At 39.7% G+C, this 19,853-nt stretch carries 16 protein-coding genes; 13 read left to right on the top strand and 3 right to left on the bottom strand.

Annotated features, from left to right (window positions below):
- The first annotated feature begins 13 nt into the window (after positions 1-13).
- The 12 genes from ftsE to B7703_RS01950 all read left to right on the top strand — a co-directional run bounded on the left by ftsE (position 14) and on the right by B7703_RS01950 (position 14,988).
- Positions 14-706, top strand: a complete 693-nt coding sequence (ftsE, locus tag B7703_RS01895) for a cell division ATP-binding protein FtsE (RefSeq protein ID WP_000022269.1) — start codon at positions 14-16, stop codon at positions 704-706.
- Positions 699-1,625: a permease-like cell division protein FtsX gene (gene ftsX, locus B7703_RS01900; protein ID WP_000625545.1), complete on the top strand. Its 927-nt coding sequence runs from the start codon at positions 699-701 to the stop codon at positions 1,623-1,625. The genes ftsE and ftsX overlap by 8 nt, the downstream gene beginning before the upstream one ends.
- 179 nt (positions 1,626-1,804) lie before the next feature.
- A complete protein-coding gene (locus B7703_RS01905; protein WP_080983361.1) occupies positions 1,805-3,985 on the top strand; it encodes a PTS transporter subunit IIBC in 2,181 nt (726 codons plus the stop codon).
- 51 nt (positions 3,986-4,036) lie between these two features.
- Positions 4,037-4,852, top strand: a complete 816-nt coding sequence (locus tag B7703_RS01910) for an endonuclease/exonuclease/phosphatase family protein (protein WP_084923414.1) — start codon at positions 4,037-4,039, stop codon at positions 4,850-4,852.
- A 141-nt stretch (positions 4,853-4,993) separates the two neighbouring features.
- A complete protein-coding gene (locus B7703_RS01915; protein WP_084923415.1) occupies positions 4,994-6,337 on the top strand; it encodes a DEAD/DEAH box helicase in 1,344 nt (447 codons plus the stop codon).
- Between the two features lie 367 nt (positions 6,338-6,704).
- Complete coding sequence (gene metK / locus B7703_RS01920) at positions 6,705-7,895, top strand: methionine adenosyltransferase (RefSeq protein ID WP_084923416.1); 1,191 nt, start codon at positions 6,705-6,707, stop codon at positions 7,893-7,895.
- Positions 7,896-7,985: 90 nt separating this feature from the next.
- Positions 7,986-9,377 carry a peptidoglycan-N-acetylglucosamine deacetylase PgdA gene (gene pgdA, locus B7703_RS01925; RefSeq protein ID WP_084923417.1) on the top strand — a complete coding sequence of 464 codons (1,392 nt, stop codon included), beginning with the start codon at positions 7,986-7,988 and terminating at the stop codon, positions 9,375-9,377.
- 76 nt (positions 9,378-9,453) lie between these two features.
- On the top strand, positions 9,454-10,296 hold the full coding sequence (locus B7703_RS01930) for an aldo/keto reductase (RefSeq protein WP_084923418.1): 843 nt from the start codon (positions 9,454-9,456) through the stop codon (positions 10,294-10,296).
- A gap of 272 nt (positions 10,297-10,568) precedes the next feature.
- Positions 10,569-11,330 (top strand): elongation factor Tu, encoded by a 762-nt coding sequence (locus B7703_RS01935; protein WP_045611929.1) that lies wholly within the window; start codon positions 10,569-10,571, stop codon positions 11,328-11,330.
- Between the two features lie 192 nt (positions 11,331-11,522).
- A complete protein-coding gene (glyQ, locus tag B7703_RS01940) occupies positions 11,523-12,440 on the top strand; it encodes a glycine--tRNA ligase subunit alpha (RefSeq protein WP_000038733.1) in 918 nt (305 codons plus the stop codon).
- Positions 12,441-12,651: 211 nt separating this feature from the next.
- On the top strand, positions 12,652-14,688 hold the full coding sequence (gene glyS, locus B7703_RS01945; protein WP_084923419.1) for a glycine--tRNA ligase subunit beta: 2,037 nt from the start codon (positions 12,652-12,654) through the stop codon (positions 14,686-14,688).
- Positions 14,689-14,730: 42 nt separating this feature from the next.
- The gene (locus B7703_RS01950; RefSeq protein ID WP_000371299.1) at positions 14,731-14,988 is read left to right on the top strand and encodes a DUF896 family protein; all 258 of its coding nucleotides are present in this window, start codon (positions 14,731-14,733) and stop codon (positions 14,986-14,988) included.
- Positions 14,989-15,209: 221 nt separating this feature from the next.
- Here B7703_RS01950 and B7703_RS01955 read toward each other — a convergent pair whose 3' ends face one another.
- The 3 genes from B7703_RS01955 to B7703_RS01965 are packed head-to-tail and all read right to left on the bottom strand — an operon-like array spanning position 15,210 to position 18,061.
- Complete coding sequence (locus B7703_RS01955) at positions 15,210-16,454, bottom strand: NAD(P)H-dependent oxidoreductase (RefSeq protein WP_049500118.1); 1,245 nt, start codon at positions 16,452-16,454, stop codon at positions 15,210-15,212.
- A gap of 18 nt (positions 16,455-16,472) precedes the next feature.
- Positions 16,473-17,078: an NADPH-dependent FMN reductase gene (locus B7703_RS01960; protein ID WP_084923420.1), complete on the bottom strand. Its 606-nt coding sequence runs from the start codon at positions 17,076-17,078 to the stop codon at positions 16,473-16,475.
- Positions 17,079-17,137: 59 nt separating this feature from the next.
- On the bottom strand, positions 17,138-18,061 hold the full coding sequence (locus tag B7703_RS01965) for an FAD:protein FMN transferase (protein ID WP_084886818.1): 924 nt from the start codon (positions 18,059-18,061) through the stop codon (positions 17,138-17,140).
- Positions 18,062-18,370: 309 nt separating this feature from the next.
- On the opposite strand from B7703_RS01965, the gene nox reads away from it, so the two are divergent.
- Positions 18,371-19,750, top strand: coding sequence for a H2O-forming NADH oxidase (gene nox, locus B7703_RS01970; RefSeq protein ID WP_084923421.1), 1,380 nt, complete (start codon positions 18,371-18,373; stop codon positions 19,748-19,750).
- Positions 19,751-19,853 lie beyond the last annotated feature (103 nt).

Here is a 19,853-nt window from a genome sequence, read left to right on the forward strand (position 1 = left end):
GAAAGGAACTCACATGTCAATTATTGAAATGAGAGATGTCGTCAAAAAATACGACAACGGAACGACTGCCCTACGTGGTGTTTCGGTAAGCGTTCAACCAGGGGAATTTGTTTACATCGTAGGACCTTCAGGAGCTGGGAAATCAACCTTTATTCGTTCTTTGTATCGCGAAGTAAAAATCGAAAAAGGAAGCTTATCTGTTGCTGGTTTTAATCTGGTTAAAATTAAAAAGAAAGATGTTCCTCTCCTACGTCGTAGTGTTGGGGTTGTCTTCCAAGATTATAAACTGTTACCAAAGAAAACCGTTTATGAAAATATTGCTTATGCAATGGAGGTAATTGGAGAAAGTCGCCGTAATATCAAAAAACGTGTTATGGAAGTCTTAGACTTGGTTGGATTGAAGCATAAGGTTCGTTCTTTCCCAAATGAACTTTCAGGGGGAGAACAGCAACGGATTGCAATTGCACGTGCCATTGTAAACAATCCAAAAGTATTGATTGCGGACGAACCAACAGGAAACTTGGACCCAGATAATTCATGGGAAATTATGAACTTGCTGGAACGCATCAATCTCCAAGGTACAACTGTCTTGATGGCTACCCACAACAGTCAGATTGTAAATACCTTGCGCCACCGTGTCATTGCCATTGAAAATGGCCGTGTCGTTCGTGACGAAGCTAAAGGAGAATATGGATACGATGATTAGTAGATTTTTTCGTCATTTATTTGAATCGTTAAAAAGTTTGAAACGAAATGGCTGGATGACAGTAGCTGCTGTTAGTTCAGTTATGATTACTTTGACCTTGGTTGCAATATTTGCATCTGTTATCTTTAATACGGCTAAACTAGCTACAGATATCGAAAATAATGTCCGAGTAATGGTATACATTCGTAAGGACGTAGCTGATAATAGTGAGACCATTGAAAAAGAAGGTCAAACTGTTACAAATAACGACTACCATAAGGTATATGATGCTTTGAAAGGTATGTCAACCGTTAAAAGTGTTACGTTTTCAAGTAAAGAAGAACAATATGAAAAGTTGACAGAAACAATGGGGGACAACTGGAAAATCTTTGAAGGCGATGCCAATCCTCTCTATGATGCATATATCGTTGATACAAATACACCAAGTGATGTAAAGACAGTAGCAGAAGAGGCTAAAAAAATCGAAGGTGTATCAGAAGTTCAAGATGGTGGTGCTAATACAGAACGCTTGTTTAAGTTAGCCTCATTTATTCGTGTTTGGGGACTAGTTATCGCTGGATTATTGATTTTCATTGCGGTGTTCTTGATTTCTAATACTATACGTATCACCATTATTTCACGAAGCCGTGAAATTCAAATCATGCGTTTAGTAGGTGCTAAGAATGGCTATATCCGCGGACCTTTCTTGCTTGAAGGTGCCTTCATTGGTTTGCTTGGAGCAACACTTCCATCAGTTCTGGTATTTATTGTCTATAAAATGGTTTACCAATCTGTTAATAAGTCATTGGTTGGTCAGAACCTTTCAATGATATCACCAGAAGTATTCAGTCCACTGATGATTGCCTTATTATTTGTGATTGGAATTTTTATCGGTTCAATCGGATCAGGAATTTCAATGCGCCGATTCCTGAAAATCTAAAATAGAAGTATATTTGAGGAGATTTTAATATCTCCTTTTTTACTACAAAAATTTTAGAAAAAAGTCTACTTTTTTTTATAAAAGCCTTTACAAAAAAAATTAAAGTGGTATAATTGAATTATAGAAAGTGCAAACGTTTTCGTAAAACGTTTGCCTAAATAAAAATAAAGGAGATTTGAATGATGAAAGATACATTCAAAAATGTCTTGTCTTTCGAGTTTTGGCAAAAATTCGGTAAGGCTTTGATGGTGGTTATCGCGGTTATGCCGGCTGCTGGTTTGATGATTTCAATCGGTAAGTCTATCGTAATGATTAACCCAACTTTTGCACCACTTGTAGTTACAGGTGGAATTCTTGAGCAAATTGGTTGGGGGGTTATCGGTAACCTTCACATTTTGTTTGCCCTAGCAATTGGAGGAAGCTGGGCTAAAGAACGTGCTGGTGGTGCTTTCGCCGCTGGTCTTGCCTTCATCTTGATTAACCGTATCACTGGTACAATCTTTGGTGTATCAGGAGATATGTTGAAAAATCCAGATGCTATGGTCACAACTCTCTTTGGTGGTTCAATCAAAGTTGCTGATTACTTCATTAGTGTTCTTGAAGCTCCAGCATTGAACATGGGTGTGTTTGTAGGGATTATCTCAGGTTTTGTAGGGGCAACTGCTTACAATAAATACTACAACTTCCGTAAACTTCCTGATGCACTTTCATTCTTCAACGGGAAACGTTTCGTACCATTTGTAGTTATTCTTCGTTCAGCAATCGCTGCAATTCTACTTGCTGCCTTCTGGCCAGTAGTTCAAACAGGTATCAATAGCTTTGGTATCTGGATTGCCAACTCACAAGAAACTGCTCCAATCCTTGCACCATTCTTGTATGGTACTTTGGAACGTTTGCTCTTGCCATTTGGTCTTCACCATATGTTGACTATCCCAATGAACTACACAGCTCTTGGTGGTACTTATGACATTTTAACTGGTGCAGCTAAAGGTACTCAAGTATTTGGTCAAGACCCACTATGGCTTGCATGGGTAACAGACCTTGTTAACCTTAAAGGTACAGATGCAAGTCACTACCAACAATTGTTAGATACTGTTCACCCAGCTCGTTTCAAAGTTGGACAAATGATCGGTTCATTCGGTATCTTGATGGGTATGATCGTTGCTATCTACCGTAATGTCGATGCTGATAAGAAACATCAATATAAAGGTATGATGATTGCGACAGCTCTTGCAACATTCTTGACAGGGGTTACTGAACCAATCGAATACATGTTCATGTTTGTAGCAACACCTATGTATCTTGTTTACTCACTTGTTCAAGGTGCGGCCTTCGCTATGGCTGACGTAGTAAACCTACGTGTCCACTCATTCGGTTCAATTGAATTCTTGACTCGTACACCACTAGCAATTAATGCTGGTATTGGTATGGATATCGTTAACTTTATCTGGGTAACTGTTCTCTTTGCCGTAATCATGTACTTTATCGCAAACTTCATGATTCAAAAATTCAACTACGCAACTCCAGGACGTAACGGAAATTACGAAACTGCTGAAGGTTCAGAAGAAGCTAGCAGCGAAGTGAAAGTTGCAGCAGGTTCTCAAGCTGTAAACATTATCAACCTTCTTGGTGGACGTGCAAACATCGTTGATGTTGATGCATGTATGACTCGTCTTCGTGTAACTGTAAAAGATGCTGATAAAGTCGGTGATGCAGAACAATGGAAAGCAGAAGGAGCTATGGGTCTTGTCATGAAAGGACAAGGAGTTCAAGCTATCTACGGTCCAAAAGCAGACGTATTGAAATCTGATATCCAAGATATCCTTGATTCAGGTGAAATCATTCCTGAAACTCTTCCAAGTCAAATGACGGAAGCGCAACAAAACACTGTACACTTCAAAGGTCTTACTGAGGAAGTTTACTCAGTAGCAGATGGTCAAGTTGTTGCTTTGGAACAAGTGAAAGATCCAGTATTTGCTCAAAAAATGATGGGTGATGGATTTGCTGTAGAACCTGCAAATGGAAACATTGTATCTCCAGTTTCAGGTACTGTATCAAGCATCTTCCCTACAAAACATGCTCTTGGTCTTGTGACTGAAGCAGGTCTTGAAGTATTGGTTCACATTGGTTTGGACACAGTAAGTCTTGAAGGAAAACCATTTACAGTTCATGTTGCTGAAGGACAAAAAGTTGCAGCAGGAGATCTCCTTGTCACAGCTGACTTGGATGCTATCCGTGCAGCAGGTCGTGAAACTTCAACAGTAGTTGTCTTCACAAATGGTGATGCAATTAAATCAGTTAAATTAGAAAAAACAGGTTCTCTTGCAGCTAAATCAGCAGTTGCTAAAGTAGAATTGTAATATACTTGAGGTTGGAAGCTGTATTCCAACCTCTTATTTTGGGAGAAAAGAATGAAATTTTTAACACTCAATACTCACAGTTGGATGGAAAAAGAAGCAGAGGAAAAATTCCAGATTTTGCTTCAGGATATTCTTGAAAAGGACTATGATTTGATATGTTTCCAAGAAATCAATCAGGAGATTACTTCGCCAGAGGTGGAGGTTAATGACCTTTATCAAGCTTTGCCAGCAGCTGAGCCTATTCACCAAGACCATTATGTTAGACTTTTGGTTGAAAAGTTGTCAGAGCAAGGGAAAGATTACTACTGGACTTGGGCCTATAACCATATTGGTTATGACCGCTACCATGAAGGTGTGGCTATCTTGTCTAAAACACATATTGAAGCAAGAGAAATTTTGATTTCAGATGTGGATGATCCAACAGACTATCATACTCGTCGTGTTGCCTTGGCTGAAACTGTAGTTGATGGTAAGGAGCTTGCAGTTGCAAGTGTCCATCTTTCTTGGTGGGATAAAGGTTTCCAAGAAGAATGGGCGCGATTTGAAGCTGTCTTGAAAGAATTGAACAAGCCACTTTTGCTTGCTGGAGATTTCAACAACCCAGCTGGTCAGGAAGGTTACCAAGCTATTTTAGCTAGTCCATTAGGCTTACAAGACGCATTTGAAGTTGCTCAAGAGAAAAGTGGTAGCTATACTGTTCCACCAGAAATTGATGGCTGGAAGGGGAACACAGAACCCCTTCGAATCGACTATGTTTTTACTACCAAAGAGTTAGCGGTGGAAAATTTACATGTCGTATTTGATGGCAACAATAGTCCGCAAGTTAGTGATCACTATGGCTTGAATGCTATTTTAAACTGGAAATAAGGACTAAAAAGAGGTTGGGATTCACAAATTCCAGCCTTTTTTTTGATTAGATGAACTACTGAAAGTAAGCTCTATGAGTGAGACTACTGAAATGGAATAAAATATGGTATAATTGGTAAGATAGATAGAATCGAGGATATTATGTCATTTACGAAATTTCAATTTAAAAACTATATTAGAGAAGCCTTGGAGGAGTTGAAATTTACAACTCCAACAGAGGTGCAAGACAAGTTGATTCCTATTGTTTTGGCAGGTCGTGACCTAGTCGGTGAATCAAAAACAGGTTCGGGTAAGACTCACACTTTTCTATTGCCGATTTTCCAGCAATTAGATGAAGCCAGCGATAGTGTTCAAGCAGTCATTACTGCACCGAGCCGTGAATTAGCTACTCAAATTTACAAAGCAGCCCGTCAGATTGCTACTCACTCAGAAGTAGAAGTTCGTGTGGTTAATTATGTGGGAGGGACAGATAAGGCTCGCCAGATTGACAAATTGGCAAGTAACCAGCCTCATATTGTTATCGGTACGCCAGGTCGTATTTATGACTTAGTTAAGTCTGGTGACCTAGCTATTCACAAGGCTAAGACCTTTGTGGTCGATGAAGCAGACATGACCTTGGATATGGGATTCTTGGCAACTGTTGATAAGATTGCTGGAAGCCTTCCAAAAGACCTACAATTCATGGTCTTCTCAGCTACTATTCCACAAAAACTGCAACCATTCTTGAAAAAATACTTATCTAATCCTGTTATGGAGAAAATCAAGACCAAAACGGTCATTTCTGATACCATTGATAATTGGTTGATTTCTACAAAGGGACGTGACAAGAATGCTCAAATTTACCAGTTGACTCAGTTGATGCAACCGTATTTGGCAATGATTTTTGTTAACACTAAAACGCGTGCTGATGAATTGTATTCATATCTGACTGCTCAAGGCTTGAAGGTGGCAAAAATCCATGGGGGTATTGCCCCTCGTGAGCGCAAACGTATCATGAACCAGGTGAAAAATCTGGATTTTGAGTATATTGTCGCAACAGATTTGGCAGCGCGTGGAATTGACATTGAAGGTGTCAGCCATGTCATCAATGATGCTATTCCGCAAGATTTGTCCTTCTTTGTTCACCGTGTTGGTCGTACTGGACGAAATGGCCTACCAGGTACAGCTATTACCCTTTATCAGCCAAGCGATGACTCGGATATCCGTGAGTTGGAGAAATTAGGAATTAAATTTACTCCGAAGATGGTAAAAGATGGAGAATTCCAAGATACCTATGACCGTGATCGTCGTGCAAACCGTGAAAAGAAGCAGGATAAGCTTGATATCGAAATGATTGGTTTGGTTAAAAAGAAAAAGAAAAAAGTCAAACCAGGTTATAAGAAGAAAATTCAATGGGCGGTTGATGAAAAGCGCCGCAAAACCAAGCGCGCTGAAAATCGTGCTCGCGGTCGTGCAGAGCGTAAAGCAAAACGCCAAACATTTTAATAGAAAAAGTTGGAGTACTGAGCTCCAACTTTTTTTATTTATGAGAACGAACTATCTATACAGAAACACTACATTATAGACTGCAAATTGCGTTTAAAAATGGTATAATGGTAAAGTTATATAGTCCCGATAAGATGGTAGAAATTTCTATTTTTTCTTTCGCGTCGCAATTCGCAAAGAATGATGGCTCCAAAGTCGTTCGTCATTCTACGGTTGCCGCTATAATGCGGTCACCCTATGCGCCTTACTAGCTTCAGAAATAAAAAATTATCGTTTTTATTTCTTTCGCGTCGTAACTCTTAGACTATAGAAATACCTATCAGTACTTTGTAACTCTATAACACTATTTTTAAGGGGGGACATTTTTATGTCAGAACGTAAATTATTCACGTCTGAATCTGTATCTGAGGGGCATCCAGATAAGATTGCAGACCAAATTTCAGATGCGATTTTGGATGCTATTTTAGCTAAAGATCCAGAGGCGCACGTTGCTGCTGAGACAGCTGTATATACTGGTTCCGTCCATGTTTTTGGTGAAATATCTACAAATGCTTATGTGGATATTAACCGTGTGGTTCGTGATACCATTGCAGAGATTGGCTACACTAATACAGAATATGGTTTTTCTGCTGAGACTGTAGGAGTACATCCATCTTTGGTGGAACAATCTCCTGACATTGCCCAAGGTGTTAACGAAGCCTTGGAGGTTCGTGGAAATGCAGACCAAGATCCGCTGGACTTAATTGGTGCTGGAGACCAAGGGCTCATGTTTGGCTTTGCAGTGGATGAAACAGAAGAGCTCATGCCTTTGCCAATTTCACTCAGTCATAAATTGGTTCGTCGTCTGGCAGAACTTCGTAAGTCTGGGGAAATTAGCTATCTTCGCCCAGATGCTAAATCACAAGTTACGGTTGAGTATGATGAAAATGACCGTCCAGTACGTGTGGACACAGTTGTTATTTCAACTCAGCACGATCCAGAAGTTAGCAACGAACAAATTCACAATGATGTCATTAATAAGGTTATCAAAGAGGTTATTCCAGCCTCTTACTTGGATGAGCAAACAAAATTCTTCATCAATCCTACTGGTCGTTTTGTAATCGGTGGACCTCAAGGGGACTCAGGTTTGACTGGTCGTAAGATTATCGTAGATACTTATGGTGGCTACTCTCGTCACGGTGGTGGTGCCTTCTCTGGTAAAGATGCGACTAAGGTGGACCGTTCTGCGTCATATGCGGCTCGCTATATTGCCAAGAACATCGTTGCAGCAGGTCTTGCTAAGAAAGCAGAAGTGCAATTGGCCTATGCCATCGGTGTTGCGCAGCCTGTTTCTGTTCGTATCGATACCTTTGGTACAGGAACAATAGCTGAAAGCAAGCTTGAAAAAGCAGCGCGTCAAATCTTTGATCTTCGTCCTGCAGGAATTATCCAAATGTTGGATCTTAAACGTCCAATTTACCGTCAAACAGCAGCTTATGGACACATGGGACGTACAGATATTGACCTTCCATGGGAACGTTTGGACAAGGTAGACGCTTTGAAAGAAGCAGTCAAATAAAATCTTGAGAGGGGGACTTCCCCTCTTTTTTAATATACTATTTCCTCCCAAATCATTGAAATTATAGCCTGAATTTGATATGATGGTTCTATGGATAAAAGTAGAGCAAAGCGTGAGAATCACGATAAGGTAAGAATGAGTCTAATAGCCCTAGTAGCTATCTTCTCAGTAAGTATTTGTGTCCTTGGTTCAATAATTGGATACAAAATATACACAAAACAAAGTTTTGAACAAAAGATTGAATCGCTCAAAAAAGAGAAAGATGATCAATTGAGTGAGGGAAATCAGAAGGATCATTTTCGTAAGGGAAAAGCCGAAGTAATTGCCTATTATCCTCTCCAAGGGGAGCAAGTGATTTCGTCTATAAAGGGAATTATGACACAGGATATTAAAGACAATCTAGAGGATAAGGAAAATCTGGTTTTTTATTATACGGAGAAACAGGATTCGACTTTAAAAGGGATTGTCAACCGAAGTGTGATGAAACAAGTCTATGATTTAACTTCGTCAAAAGTTGAAGAGACTGAAAAAACTAGTCTGGCAAAAGTACATTTGACAGAAGATGGTAAACCTTTTACACTTGATCAATTATTTTCAGATCCTAGTAAAGCCAAAGAGCAGTTGTTAAAAGAAATCACCACTTTCTTACAGGATAAGAAATTGGAGCAAGAAAAGATTGATCAAGTTGTTAAAGGCTTCTCTGACCAAGACTTGTCTGCATGGAATTTTGATTACAAGGATAGTCAGATTATCCTTTATCCAAGTCAGTCAGTTGAAAATCTAGATGAGATTGCCTTGCCGGTATCAAGTTTCTTTGAGGTTATTCAGTCCTCTTATTTATTAGATAAGGACGCAGAACTATATAAGGCTTATTATGAAAAGAAAAATCGTAAAGTAGTAGCCTTGACTTTTGATGATGGACCAAATCCTACAACGACAAATCAAGCATTAGATACACTTTCTAAGTATGGTATCAAGGCAACTTTCTTTGTTTTAGGTAAGAATGTTTCTGGCAATGAAGAGATTTTGAAACGAATGAAAGCAGATGGTCATGTCATTGGAAACCATAGTTGGAGCCATCCAGTTCTTTCAAAACTTTCGCTTGATGAAGCTAAAAAACAAATTACTGATACTGAGGATGCGCTAACTAAGGTGCTGGGTTCTAGCTCTAAACTTATGCGTCCGCCTTATGGAGCCATTACAGACGACATTCGCAATAGCCTCGATTTGAGCTTTATTATGTGGGATGTAGATAGTCTGGACTGGAAAAGTAAAAATGAAGCATCTATTTTGACAGAAATTCAGCGTGAAGTCAAGAATGGTTCTATTATTCTCATGCATGATATCCATGCTGAAACAGTGAATGCTTTACCAAAGGTCATTGACTATTTGAAAGGTCAGGGTTATGACTTTGTGACAATTCCAGATTTGTTAGACTCTCGTCTTAAAGCTCATCAGCTCTATTACGACCGCAATCAATAATACACAAAATCTAAAGAGAAAAGTTTTCCTTGAAAATTTGGCTCTTTGGATTTTCTTCTCATAGAAAGGGAAAATAATGAAATCTTATACTTTAAACAATGGTGTTACAATTCCAGTACTGGGATTTGGAACCTGGAAAGCTGAAAATGGAGAGATTGCCTATCAAGCTGTACTAGAGGCTTTAAAGGCAGGCTATCGCCATATCGATACGGCAGCTATTTATAAAAATGAAGAAAGCGTTGGTCGTGCCATTCAAGATAGTGGCGTTCCGCGTGAGGAAATTTTTGTAACCAGCAAACTCTGGAATACAAATCATAGCTATGAGCAAGCTCGTCAGGCTTTTGAAGAGTCTTTAGAGAAGCTGGGCTTGGAATATTTGGATTTGTATTTGATTCATTGGCCAAATCCAAAACCACTCAGAGAAAATAACCACTGGAAAATCCGAAATTCAGAAGTTTGGAGAGCGATGGAAGACCTCTATCAAGAAGGAAAAATCCGTGCTATTGGAGTTAGTAATTTCCTTCCCCATCATTTGGATGCCTTGCTTGAAACAGCAAAAATTCTTCCAGCGGTCAATCAAGTTCGTTTGGCGCCAGGTGTGTATCAAGAGGAAGTCGTAGCTTACTGTAGAGAAAAAGGAATTTTATTGGAAGCTTGGGGCCCTTTTGGTCAGGGAGAACTGTTTGATAGCAAGCAAGTGCAAGAAATCGCAGCAAATCATGGAAAGTCTGTTGCTCAGATAGCCTTGGCATGGAGCTTGGCAGAAGGATTTTTACCGCTTCCGAAATCTGTCACAGCGTCTCGTATTCAGGCTAATCTTGATTGCTTTGGAATTGAACTGAGTCATGAGGAGAGAGAAACTTTAAAAACAATTGCTGTTCAGTCTGGTGCTCCACGAGTTGATGATATGGATTTCTAGAAAATCATAAAAAGAATTGTACATTGTTCTAATTTTTGATATAATAGTCAGCAGGAAAGAAAGTCTTATGGTGTTCTTCAAGCGAGCTTGGGATAGTGGGAGCCAAGTAGAACAAAATAAAGAACTGGCGCTTTCTGTAGTATTTTCAAAAACAATGAAGTAATAAATTAGGGTGGAACCGCGTTTCTGACGCCCCTAGGTTAAATCAACCTAGGATTGTCGGACGTGGTTCTTTCGCTTATTCAGTCTATTATGTGAAAGAAAGGAGAGACGTGGAAAATCTTTATCTTGTAAAAGACGATAGTCAACTAGCTGCATTTCGTAATTTTGTAGTAAGAAATACTGAAAAGTTGAAAGATTATCAATCTTTTTTAAAGAATGAACTTGCAGTCTGTGATTTACCGCAAGCTGTTATTTGGTCAAGTTTTAATGCTGCTACACAGATTATTAGGGAAAGCGCTGTTCCAGCCTATACAAATAATAGACGAATGGTTATGACGCCTGATTTAGCTGTTTGGAAAGAGTTGTATTTGTATCAGTTGATGGACTACGAGTGTTCTCAGCAAACTCAAGCAATAGAAAATCACTATCATTCTTTATCTGAAAATTTCCTCTTACAGATTGTAGGACATGAGTTAGCTCATTGGTCGGAGTATTTTTTAGATGATTTTGATGGTTACGACTCTTATATATGGTTCGAAGAGGGGATGGTTGAATATATTAGTCGCAAGTATTTCTTGACAGAAGAGGAATTTCAAGCGGAAAAAATTTGTAATCAATCTCTTGTAGAACTTTTTCAGAAGAAGTATGGTTGGCATTCATTGAATGATTTTGGTTCTTCGACTTATGATAAGAACTATGCAAGTATTTTTTACGAATACTGGCGTAGTTTTTTGACAATAGATAAGTTGGTAGAAAATCTAGGTAGTGTACAAGCGGTCTTCGATTCTTATCATTTATGGGCAAATACAGATAAAACTCTTCCCTTGTTAAATTGGTTTGTTCAGCAGAAATTAATTGAAAAAGAAATATAAAAACTAAAGGAGTAAACAATGTCTAAAAAATTGACTTTCCGCTGCCTCAGTGGCAGAAACCTCCTTACAGTCGGACTGCCCCACGCTCAGCACTAGGGTGCTGAGCTAGACGCAGTACTAACTCGTCTTGCCTCGTATAATCGACGAGGCAGACTCGTGTCGCAAGAAATCATTTTTATTAAGGAGTATTCAATGTCTAAGAAATTAACATTTCAAGAAATTATTTTGACTTTGCAACAATTTTGGAATGACCAAGGTTGTATGCTTATGCAGGCTTATGATAATGAAAAAGGTGCGGGGACAATGAGTCCTTACACTTTCCTTCGTGCTATCGGACCTGAGCCATGGAATGCAGCGTATGTAGAGCCATCACGTCGTCCTGCTGACGGTCGTTACGGGGAAAACCCTAACCGTCTTTACCAACACCATCAATTCCAAGTGGTTATGAAGCCTTCTCCATCAAATATCCAAGAACTTTACCTTGAATCTTTGGAAAAATTGGGAATCAATCCTTTGGAACACGATATTCGCTTCGTTGAGGATAACTGGGAAAATCCATCGACTGGATCAGCTGGTCTTGGTTGGGAAGTTTGGCTTGATGGTATGGAAATCACTCAGTTCACTTACTTCCAACAAGTAGGTGGATTGGCAACTGGCCCTGTGACTGCAGAAGTTACTTATGGTTTGGAACGCTTGGCTTCTTATATTCAGGAAGTGGATTCTGTCTATGATATCGAATGGGCTGATGGTGTAAAATACGGAGAAATCTTCATCCAGCCTGAGTACGAACACTCAAAATATTCATTTGAAATTTCGGATCAAGAAATGTTGCTTGAAAACTTTGATAAGTTTGAAAAAGAAGCTGGACGCGCCTTGGAAGAAGGATTGGTGCACCCTGCCTATGACTATGTTCTCAAATGTTCACATACCTTTAACCTTCTTGATGCGCGTGGTGCCGTATCTGTAACAGAGCGCGCAGGCTATATCGCTCGTATTCGTAACCTAGCCCGTGTTGTAGCCAAAACCTTTGTGGCAGAGCGCAAACGCCTAGGCTACCCACTTTTGGATGAAGCAACACGAGCTAAACTCTTAGCAGAAGACGCAGAATAAAGAGAGTGACAAATTACGAAAATGGGCGAACAGTGTGAGCCCTGAACCAGGTGCCGCAGTGATGAAGGTATCCTTAGTGAAGCTAAGGATACTAGGCAAAATTGGAGACTTTTGGCTCCAATTTTAGCAATGAAACAATGAAGTTGGTTGCTTGCGTGCCAATCACATAAGGCAAACTGGAAAATAAAAAGATACTTTTCGGAGAAAAAACATGACAAAAAACTTATTAGTAGAACTCGGTCTTGAAGAATTACCAGCCTATGTTGTCACACCAAGTGAAAAACAACTAGGCGAAAAAATGGCAGCCTTCCTCAAGGAAAACCGCCTGTCTTTTGAAGCCATTCAAACCTTCTCAACACCACGTCGTTTGGCTGTTCGTGTGACTGGTCTTGCAGACAAACAGTCTGATTTGACAGAAGATTTTAAGGGGCCAGCAAAGAAAATTGCCTTGGATAGTGATGGAAATTTCACCAAAGCAGCTCAAGGATTTGTCCGAGGAAAAGGCTTGACTGTTGAAGATATCGAATTTCGTGAAATTAAGGGTGAAGAATATGTCTATGTCACTAAGGAAGAAATTGGTCAAGCAGTTGAAGCCATTGTTCCTGGTGTTGTAGATGTCTTGAAGTCCTTGACTTTCCCTGTCAGCATGCACTGGGCTAACAACACCTTTGAATATATCCGCCCTGTTCACACTTTAACTGTTCTTTTAGATGAAGAAGAGTTTGATTTGGATTTCCTTGATATCAAGGGAGATCGTGTCAGCCGTGGTCATCGTTTCTTGGGACAAGAAACTAAGATTCAGTCAGCATTGAGCTACGAAGAAGACCTTCGTAAGCAGTTTGTAATCGCGGATCCTCGTGAACGTGAGCAAATGATTGTTGACCAAATCAAGGAAATTGAGGCGAAACATGGTGTACGCATCGAAATTGATGCTGATTTGCTTAATGAAGTCTTGAACTTGGTTGAATACCCAACTGCCTTTATGGGAAGTTTTGATGCCAAATACCTTGAAGTTCCAGAAGAAGTTTTGGTGACTTCGATGAAGGGACACCAACGTTACTTTGTTGTTCGTGATCAAGATGGCAACCTCTTGCCAAACTTCATTTCTGTCCGTAACGGAAACGCAGAGCATTTGGAAAATGTCATCAAAGGAAATGAAAAAGTCTTGGTAGCTCGTTTGGAAGACGGAGAATTCTTCTGGCGTGAAGACCAAAAATTGGTTATTTCAGACCTTGTTGAAAAATTAAACAATGTAACCTTCCATGAGAAAATTGGTTCCCTTCGTGAACACATGATTCGTACGGGTCAAATCGCTGTACTTTTGGCAGAAAAAGCTGGTTTGTCAGTGGATGAAACAGTTGACCTTGCTCGTGCAGCAGCCATTTACAAGTTTGACTTGTTGACAGGTATGGTTGGCGAATTTGACGAGCTCCAAGGTATTATGGGTGAGAAATATGCCCTTCTTTCTGGTGAAACTCCAGCAGTTGCAGCTGCTATTCGTGAACACTACATGCCTACATCAGCCGAAGGAGAACTTCCAGAGAGCAAGGTTGGAGCCATTCTAGCCATTGCAGACAAATTGGATACGATTTTGAGTTTCTTCTCAGTAGGTTTGATTCCATCAGGTTCTAATGACCCTTATGCCCTTCGTCGTGCGACCCAAGGTGTGGTTCGTATCTTGGATGCTTTTGGTTGGCGCATTGCTATGGATGAGCTGATTGATAGCCTTTATGCATTAACATTTGACAGCTTGACTTATGAAAATAAGGCAGAGGTTATGGACTTTATCAAGGCTCGTGTTGATAAGATCATGGGCTCTACTCCAAAAGATATCAAGGAAGCCATTCTTGCAGGATCGAACTTTGTTGTGGCGGATATGTTGGAAGCAGCAAGTGCTCTCGTAGAAGCAAGCAAGGAAGAAGACTTTAAACCATCTGTCGAATCACTTTCTCGTGCCTTTAACTTGGCTGAGAAGGCAGAAGGAGTTGCTACAGTTGATTCAGCTCTCTTTGAGAATGAAGAAGAGAAAGCATTGGCAGAAGCAGTAGAATCACTCGTTTTATCAGGTACTGCCAGTCAGCAATTGAAACAACTTTTTGCTCTTAGCCCAGTTATTGATTCTTTCTTTGAAAATACTATGGTTATGGCCGAAGATCAGGCTGTCCGTCAAAATCGTTTGGCAATCTTGTCTCATTTAACTCAAAAAGCAGCTAAGCTTGCTCGTTTTAACCAAATTAACACTAAATAAAATTTGATAAACGGACTTTATCTTATCACAAAGGAGAGAAACATGGATCCTAAAAAAATTGATCGTATTAACGAGCTTGCCAAAAAGAAAAAAACAGAAGGCTTGACACCAGAAGAAAAAGTTGAACAAGCCAAACTACGTGAGGAGTACATCGAAGGGTACCGTCGCACTGTTCGTCACCACATCGAAGGGATCAAAATTGTGGACGAAGAAGGCAACGATGTGACACCAGAGAAACTACGTCAAGTCCAACGTGAAAAAGGGTTACATGGCCGTAGTCTCGATGATCCAAATTCATAATAATACTCTTCGAAAATCAAATTCAAACCACGTCAGCTTCACCTTGCCGTACTCAAGTACAGCCTGCGGCTAGCTTCCTAGTTTGCTCTTTGATTTTCATTGAGTATAAATATTCTTTCTTTTAACAAAGATAGATGAAATAATAATCAAAAGACTAGCAGATACAAACTGCTAGTCTTTTTTGGTTAAAAAAGGAACCAATTTGGTTCCTAAAACTACTATTAGTTGCTTGCTCCAGATGTAGCGTCTGCACCACCACCGTGGCCTCCAGCCTCACCTGCATCAGAAGCTCCAGATGTAGCATCTGCATCACCGTGACCATGTCCGCCAGCAGGAGCTGCAGCATTTCCACCAACTAGACGTTGACCAGTTGTATTGAGGTACCAATCAAGCCATGGTTGGAAGTTGAAGACTATTTCATTGATACCAGCGTATGATCCATCAGGATAGTACATAGCTTGATAGTTGTGAGTATTGATAACCCCTGCAGGAGATCCAGGAACGATTGTACGAACATATTCTTGATCACCATTACGCAGTACACCGACAACCCATTCAACATTTTTCATACGTCCACCGGGAAGTGAGTTATGGACAGTTGAGAGACGGTTACCAGATTGAGATGGTACACGTTTAGCAAACATGGTGTTTGGATCTTGGTGAACATTATTGTAGTATAAGAATTGGTTGTTATCATCTGCAAATGTCAATTCAAATGGCATTGCTTTCAAGAACATATCGATTTGGTTAACAGTTAAGATACCATGATCTAGTTTGACATAGGTATCACCTGAAACCGCACCAGTAATTTCAGCAACTTTTTCAACCCATTCTGGATCATCGGGATCAACTTCTGTGATTGTGGTAGCAATTGGTCTGCCACAATCCAAATCTTCTGGTTCAATTGGTTTTGGTTTTTTCAATTTTGAAACAACTCCTACATATTTTACAAAATTATCCAAGCAAGTTTCGAGGAATTTAACTGTTCCTTCATTCGTGATATTGCCCTCTGCGTCAAAAGCTTCTTTGGCTTTACCAAGAAGGAATTCGTTTCCAGGAAGTGTATAGGCATTGACACCTGGAGCGTCAAGAATCTTACGAAGGTGAACTTGGGCACGAGAAGTACCTTGGTCGTAGTAAGAAGCTCCCACAATCATAACTGGTTTGTTTTCAAATGGATGAACTTCGTATGAAAGCCATTCAAGAACAGATTTAAGAGAAGCTGAGATTGTGTGGTTGTGCTCAGGAGTAGCGATAATGACACCATCAGCACGTGTAATTCTGTTATACAAGAGACGCAATTGGAAGCTTTCATCCCATTTTTCGTCTTGGTTAAACATTGGAACTTCATCAATTTCAAGAACTTCTAATTCAAATTTGAGTTTGAAGTGACGACGGATGAATTCCAAGAGTTTACGGTTATATGATTGATCGTAGTTTGATCCTACAAGTCCAACAAATTTCATTCTTTTTGGTCTCCTATCTTACAAATTTTCCCAGTCAAAGTCTTCAGCATCTTTGCGAAGTAATTCTTGTGCGTTGCGCAATTTTTCTGTAATTTTTACAAAGATACGGAAGTCATCAAAAATGGCATCCATTTTTTGAATAACATCAAGATCCACTAAATCTCCATTGTTATTGAAGGCTTGGAGAGAATGAGAAAGTAAGAATTCGTCTGGTAGGACGCTTGCCTTGATTTCTGGTGAGTTCAAGATTTGACGAAGTTGTAATTGGGCACGAGATGAACCAAGTGTCCCGTATGAAGCACCGGTAATCATGATTGGCTTATTCAAAAGTGGATAAACACCGTAAGATAACCAAGCGAGAGCACTCATCAAAACAGCTGGGATAGAGTGGTCATACTCAGGAGTACCGATAATAACGCCATCTGCCTCTTCAATTTTAGCAGCAATTTCCAGAATTTCAGCAGGCACTTGCTTGTCAGCTGGTTTATTGAAGACAGGAATGTCTTTAATTTCAACAAGTTCAATTTCAGCTTTTTCAGCAAAGTGTTTTTGCATGTATTGAAGCAATTGGCGGTTTGTAGAACGTTTTGAATTTGTTCCAACAATAGCAATAAGTTTTAACATGAGATTTCCTTTCTCTTTTTACATAATACGATTTTAAAACTCTATTGAAACATCTATTTCTATAGAGTAGGAATTCCTGAAGAACAGCTTAGGTGACCTTCCTTATCGATGAGGATAGCTTCGATGCCCTCTAAACTTTCGACTTGCCAGAGGATAGAAGCAGGTCTTTCTCCAAAAAGACGAGTTGTCCATATTTCACCATCAACGGATTTATCAGAGATGATGGTGAGACTCGCTAGTTCCGTTTCAACAGGATATCCTGTTTGACTGTCAAAAATATGATGATAATCTTTTCCATCGATAGTCAGGTGACGTTCATAAATGCCTGAAGTCACGACAGATTGATTGACAGCAGGGATGGTCATTAAGTGATTTCCCCTCGGATTGGCTGGGTCTTGAATCCCGATTTGCCAAGGCTGATTTCCTCTTGCCTGATTTTTTCCAATAGTCAGGATATTCCCTCCCAGATTGATCAAGGCAGATGTTACTCCCTCTTCTCTCAGAAATTGGGCAACTTTATCCGCACTATAACCCTTGGCTAAACAACCAAGATCAATCTTCATTCCTTTTTGTTTCAAAAACACAGTGGAAGTGGAAGAATCTAACTCGATATAATGAGGATTGATTAAAGGTAGCACCGATTCAATTTCTTGAGGCTGGGCGACCTTGGCATCCGAAAAACCGATACGCCAGGTTTGAATTAAGGGACCAATGCTGATGTTGAGATGACTAGAGGGCGCTAGGCTATGCTCTAACCCAAGTGAAATCAGTTCAAACAGGTCTGGATGAACCTTGACAGGAGCTATTCCTGCTTGATAATTGATTTCCATCAACTCAGATTCTTGGCTATTGGCGTTGAAGCGGTATTCGAGCTCTCTGAGTAAATCAAAGGATTTTTGGAGCAAGATATCTGCTCGCTCATCCACTAATGAAATAGTGATAGTGGTTCCCATTAGGCGTTCAGAATGTGAACTTAGAGGCAAGCTACCAACTCCTTTCTCTTATGAAAAGAAGGTTGAAACATAGTAAATTTATGAAAAATGAACCCCTTACATTTTCTTTCCATGATACTAGCATACCATAAAGTCAGCGTTTTCACAAATAAAATTTGTAAACTTGTCAAGAAATATGCTCAGAAAATATAAAGAGTAATTGTAAGAAAGGCTGATAAAATACAGATTATTTACATTTTTTTACAAAAAAATCGGGAAAATTAGCTAAACTCTTGTAAACGCTAACAGTAAATGTTATACTAGAAGAGTAAATTTTAAATTAAAGGTAGGAATTTTTCTATGAGTAAAATCGTTGTAGTTGGTGCTAACCACGCTGGTACAGCATGTATTAATACTATGTTGGATAATTTTGGTAATGAGAACGAAATTGTTGTATTCGACCAAAACTCTAACATCTCTTTCCTAGGATGTGGAATGGCCCTTTGGATTGGTGAACAAATTGACGGTGCTGAAGGCTTGTTCTATTCTGATAAAGAAAAATTGGAAGCTAAGGGTGCTAAGGTTTACATGAATTCACCAGTTCTTTCAATCGACTATGATAACAAAGTAGTTACAGCTGAAGTTGAAGGAAAAGAACACAAAGAATCATACGAGAAATTGATTTTTGCTACAGGTTCTACACCAATCTTGCCACCAATCGAAGGTGTTGAAATTGTTAAAGGAAACCGCGAATTTAAAGCAACTCTTGAAAATGTACAATTCGTTAAATTGTACCAAAACGCTGAAGAAGTTATCAATAAACTTGCTGACAAGAGCCAGCACCTTGACCGTATCGCCGTTGTTGGTGGTGGTTACATCGGTGTTGAACTTGCTGAAGCCTTTGAACGTCTTGGAAAAGAAGTTGTCCTTGTTGATATCGTTGATACTGTTTTGAACGGTTACTATGATAAAGACTTCACACAAATGATGGCGAAGAACTTGGAAGATCACAACATTCGCTTGGCGCTTGGTCAAACTGTTAAAGCAATTGAGGGTGACGGTAAAGTTGAACGCTTGATTACTGATAAAGAAACTTTCGATGTGGATATGGTTATCCTTGCAGTTGGTTTCCGTCCAAATACTGCTCTTGCTGATGGTAAGATTGAACTCTTCCGTAACGGTGCCTTCCTTGTAGACAAGAAACAAGAAACATCTATCCCAGGCGTTTACGCAGTAGGTGACTGTGCGACTGTTTATGACAACGCTCGTAAAGATACAAGCTACATCGCACTTGCTTCAAACGCAGTTCGTACTGGTATTGTTGGTGCTTACAATGCTTGTGGACATGAATTGGAAGGAATCGGTGTTCAAGGTTCAAACGGTATCTCAATCTACGGTCTTCACATGGTTTCAACTGGTTTGACTCTTGAAAAAGCTAAAGCTGCTGGTTACAACGCAACTGAAACAGGCTTTAACGATCTTCAAAAACCAGAATTCATGAAACATGATAACCATGAAGTAGCCATCAAGATTGTCTTTGACAAAGATAGTCGTGAAATTCTTGGTGCACAAATGGTTTCACATGACCCTGCGATTAGTATGGGAATTCACATGTTCTCACTTGCTATTCAAGAGCATGTGACAATTGATAAATTGGCATTGACAGACCTATTCTTCTTGCCACACTTCAACAAACCATACAACTACATCACAATGGCTGCCCTTACAGCTGAAAAATAAAATTTGATGGCTCTTTGTCAACTGTAGTGGGTTGAAGAAAAGCTAAGCTCGAGAAAGGACAAATTTCGTCCTTTCTTTTTTGATATTCAGAGCGATAAAAATC

Origin of the sequence: Streptococcus mitis, from assembly GCF_002096735.1 — a bacterium.
GTDB lineage: Bacteria > Bacillota > Bacilli > Lactobacillales > Streptococcaceae > Streptococcus > Streptococcus mitis_CZ.

Coding starts and splice junctions, on each gene's coding strand:
- metK (WP_084923416.1), top strand. CDS start 6,705: ATGTCAGAACGTAAATTATTCACGTCTGAATCTGTATCTGAGGGGCAT.
- pgdA (WP_084923417.1), top strand. CDS start 7,986: ATGGATAAAAGTAGAGCAAAGCGTGAGAATCACGATAAGGTAAGAATG.
- glyS (WP_084923419.1), top strand. CDS start 12,652: ATGACAAAAAACTTATTAGTAGAACTCGGTCTTGAAGAATTACCAGCC.
- nox (WP_084923421.1), top strand. CDS start 18,371: ATGAGTAAAATCGTTGTAGTTGGTGCTAACCACGCTGGTACAGCATGT.
- B7703_RS01905 (WP_080983361.1), top strand. CDS start 1,805: ATGATGAAAGATACATTCAAAAATGTCTTGTCTTTCGAGTTTTGGCAA.
- ftsE (WP_000022269.1), top strand. CDS start 14: ATGTCAATTATTGAAATGAGAGATGTCGTCAAAAAATACGACAACGGA.
- B7703_RS01930 (WP_084923418.1), top strand. CDS start 9,454: ATGAAATCTTATACTTTAAACAATGGTGTTACAATTCCAGTACTGGGA.
- B7703_RS01950 (WP_000371299.1), top strand. CDS start 14,731: ATGGATCCTAAAAAAATTGATCGTATTAACGAGCTTGCCAAAAAGAAA.
- B7703_RS01910 (WP_084923414.1), top strand. CDS start 4,037: ATGAAATTTTTAACACTCAATACTCACAGTTGGATGGAAAAAGAAGCA.
- glyQ (WP_000038733.1), top strand. CDS start 11,523: ATGTCTAAGAAATTAACATTTCAAGAAATTATTTTGACTTTGCAACAA.
- B7703_RS01915 (WP_084923415.1), top strand. CDS start 4,994: ATGTCATTTACGAAATTTCAATTTAAAAACTATATTAGAGAAGCCTTG.
- B7703_RS01955 (WP_049500118.1), bottom strand. CDS start 16,454: ATGAAATTTGTTGGACTTGTAGGATCAAACTACGATCAATCATATAAC.
- ftsX (WP_000625545.1), top strand. CDS start 699: ATGATTAGTAGATTTTTTCGTCATTTATTTGAATCGTTAAAAAGTTTG.
- B7703_RS01960 (WP_084923420.1), bottom strand. CDS start 17,078: ATGTTAAAACTTATTGCTATTGTTGGAACAAATTCAAAACGTTCTACA.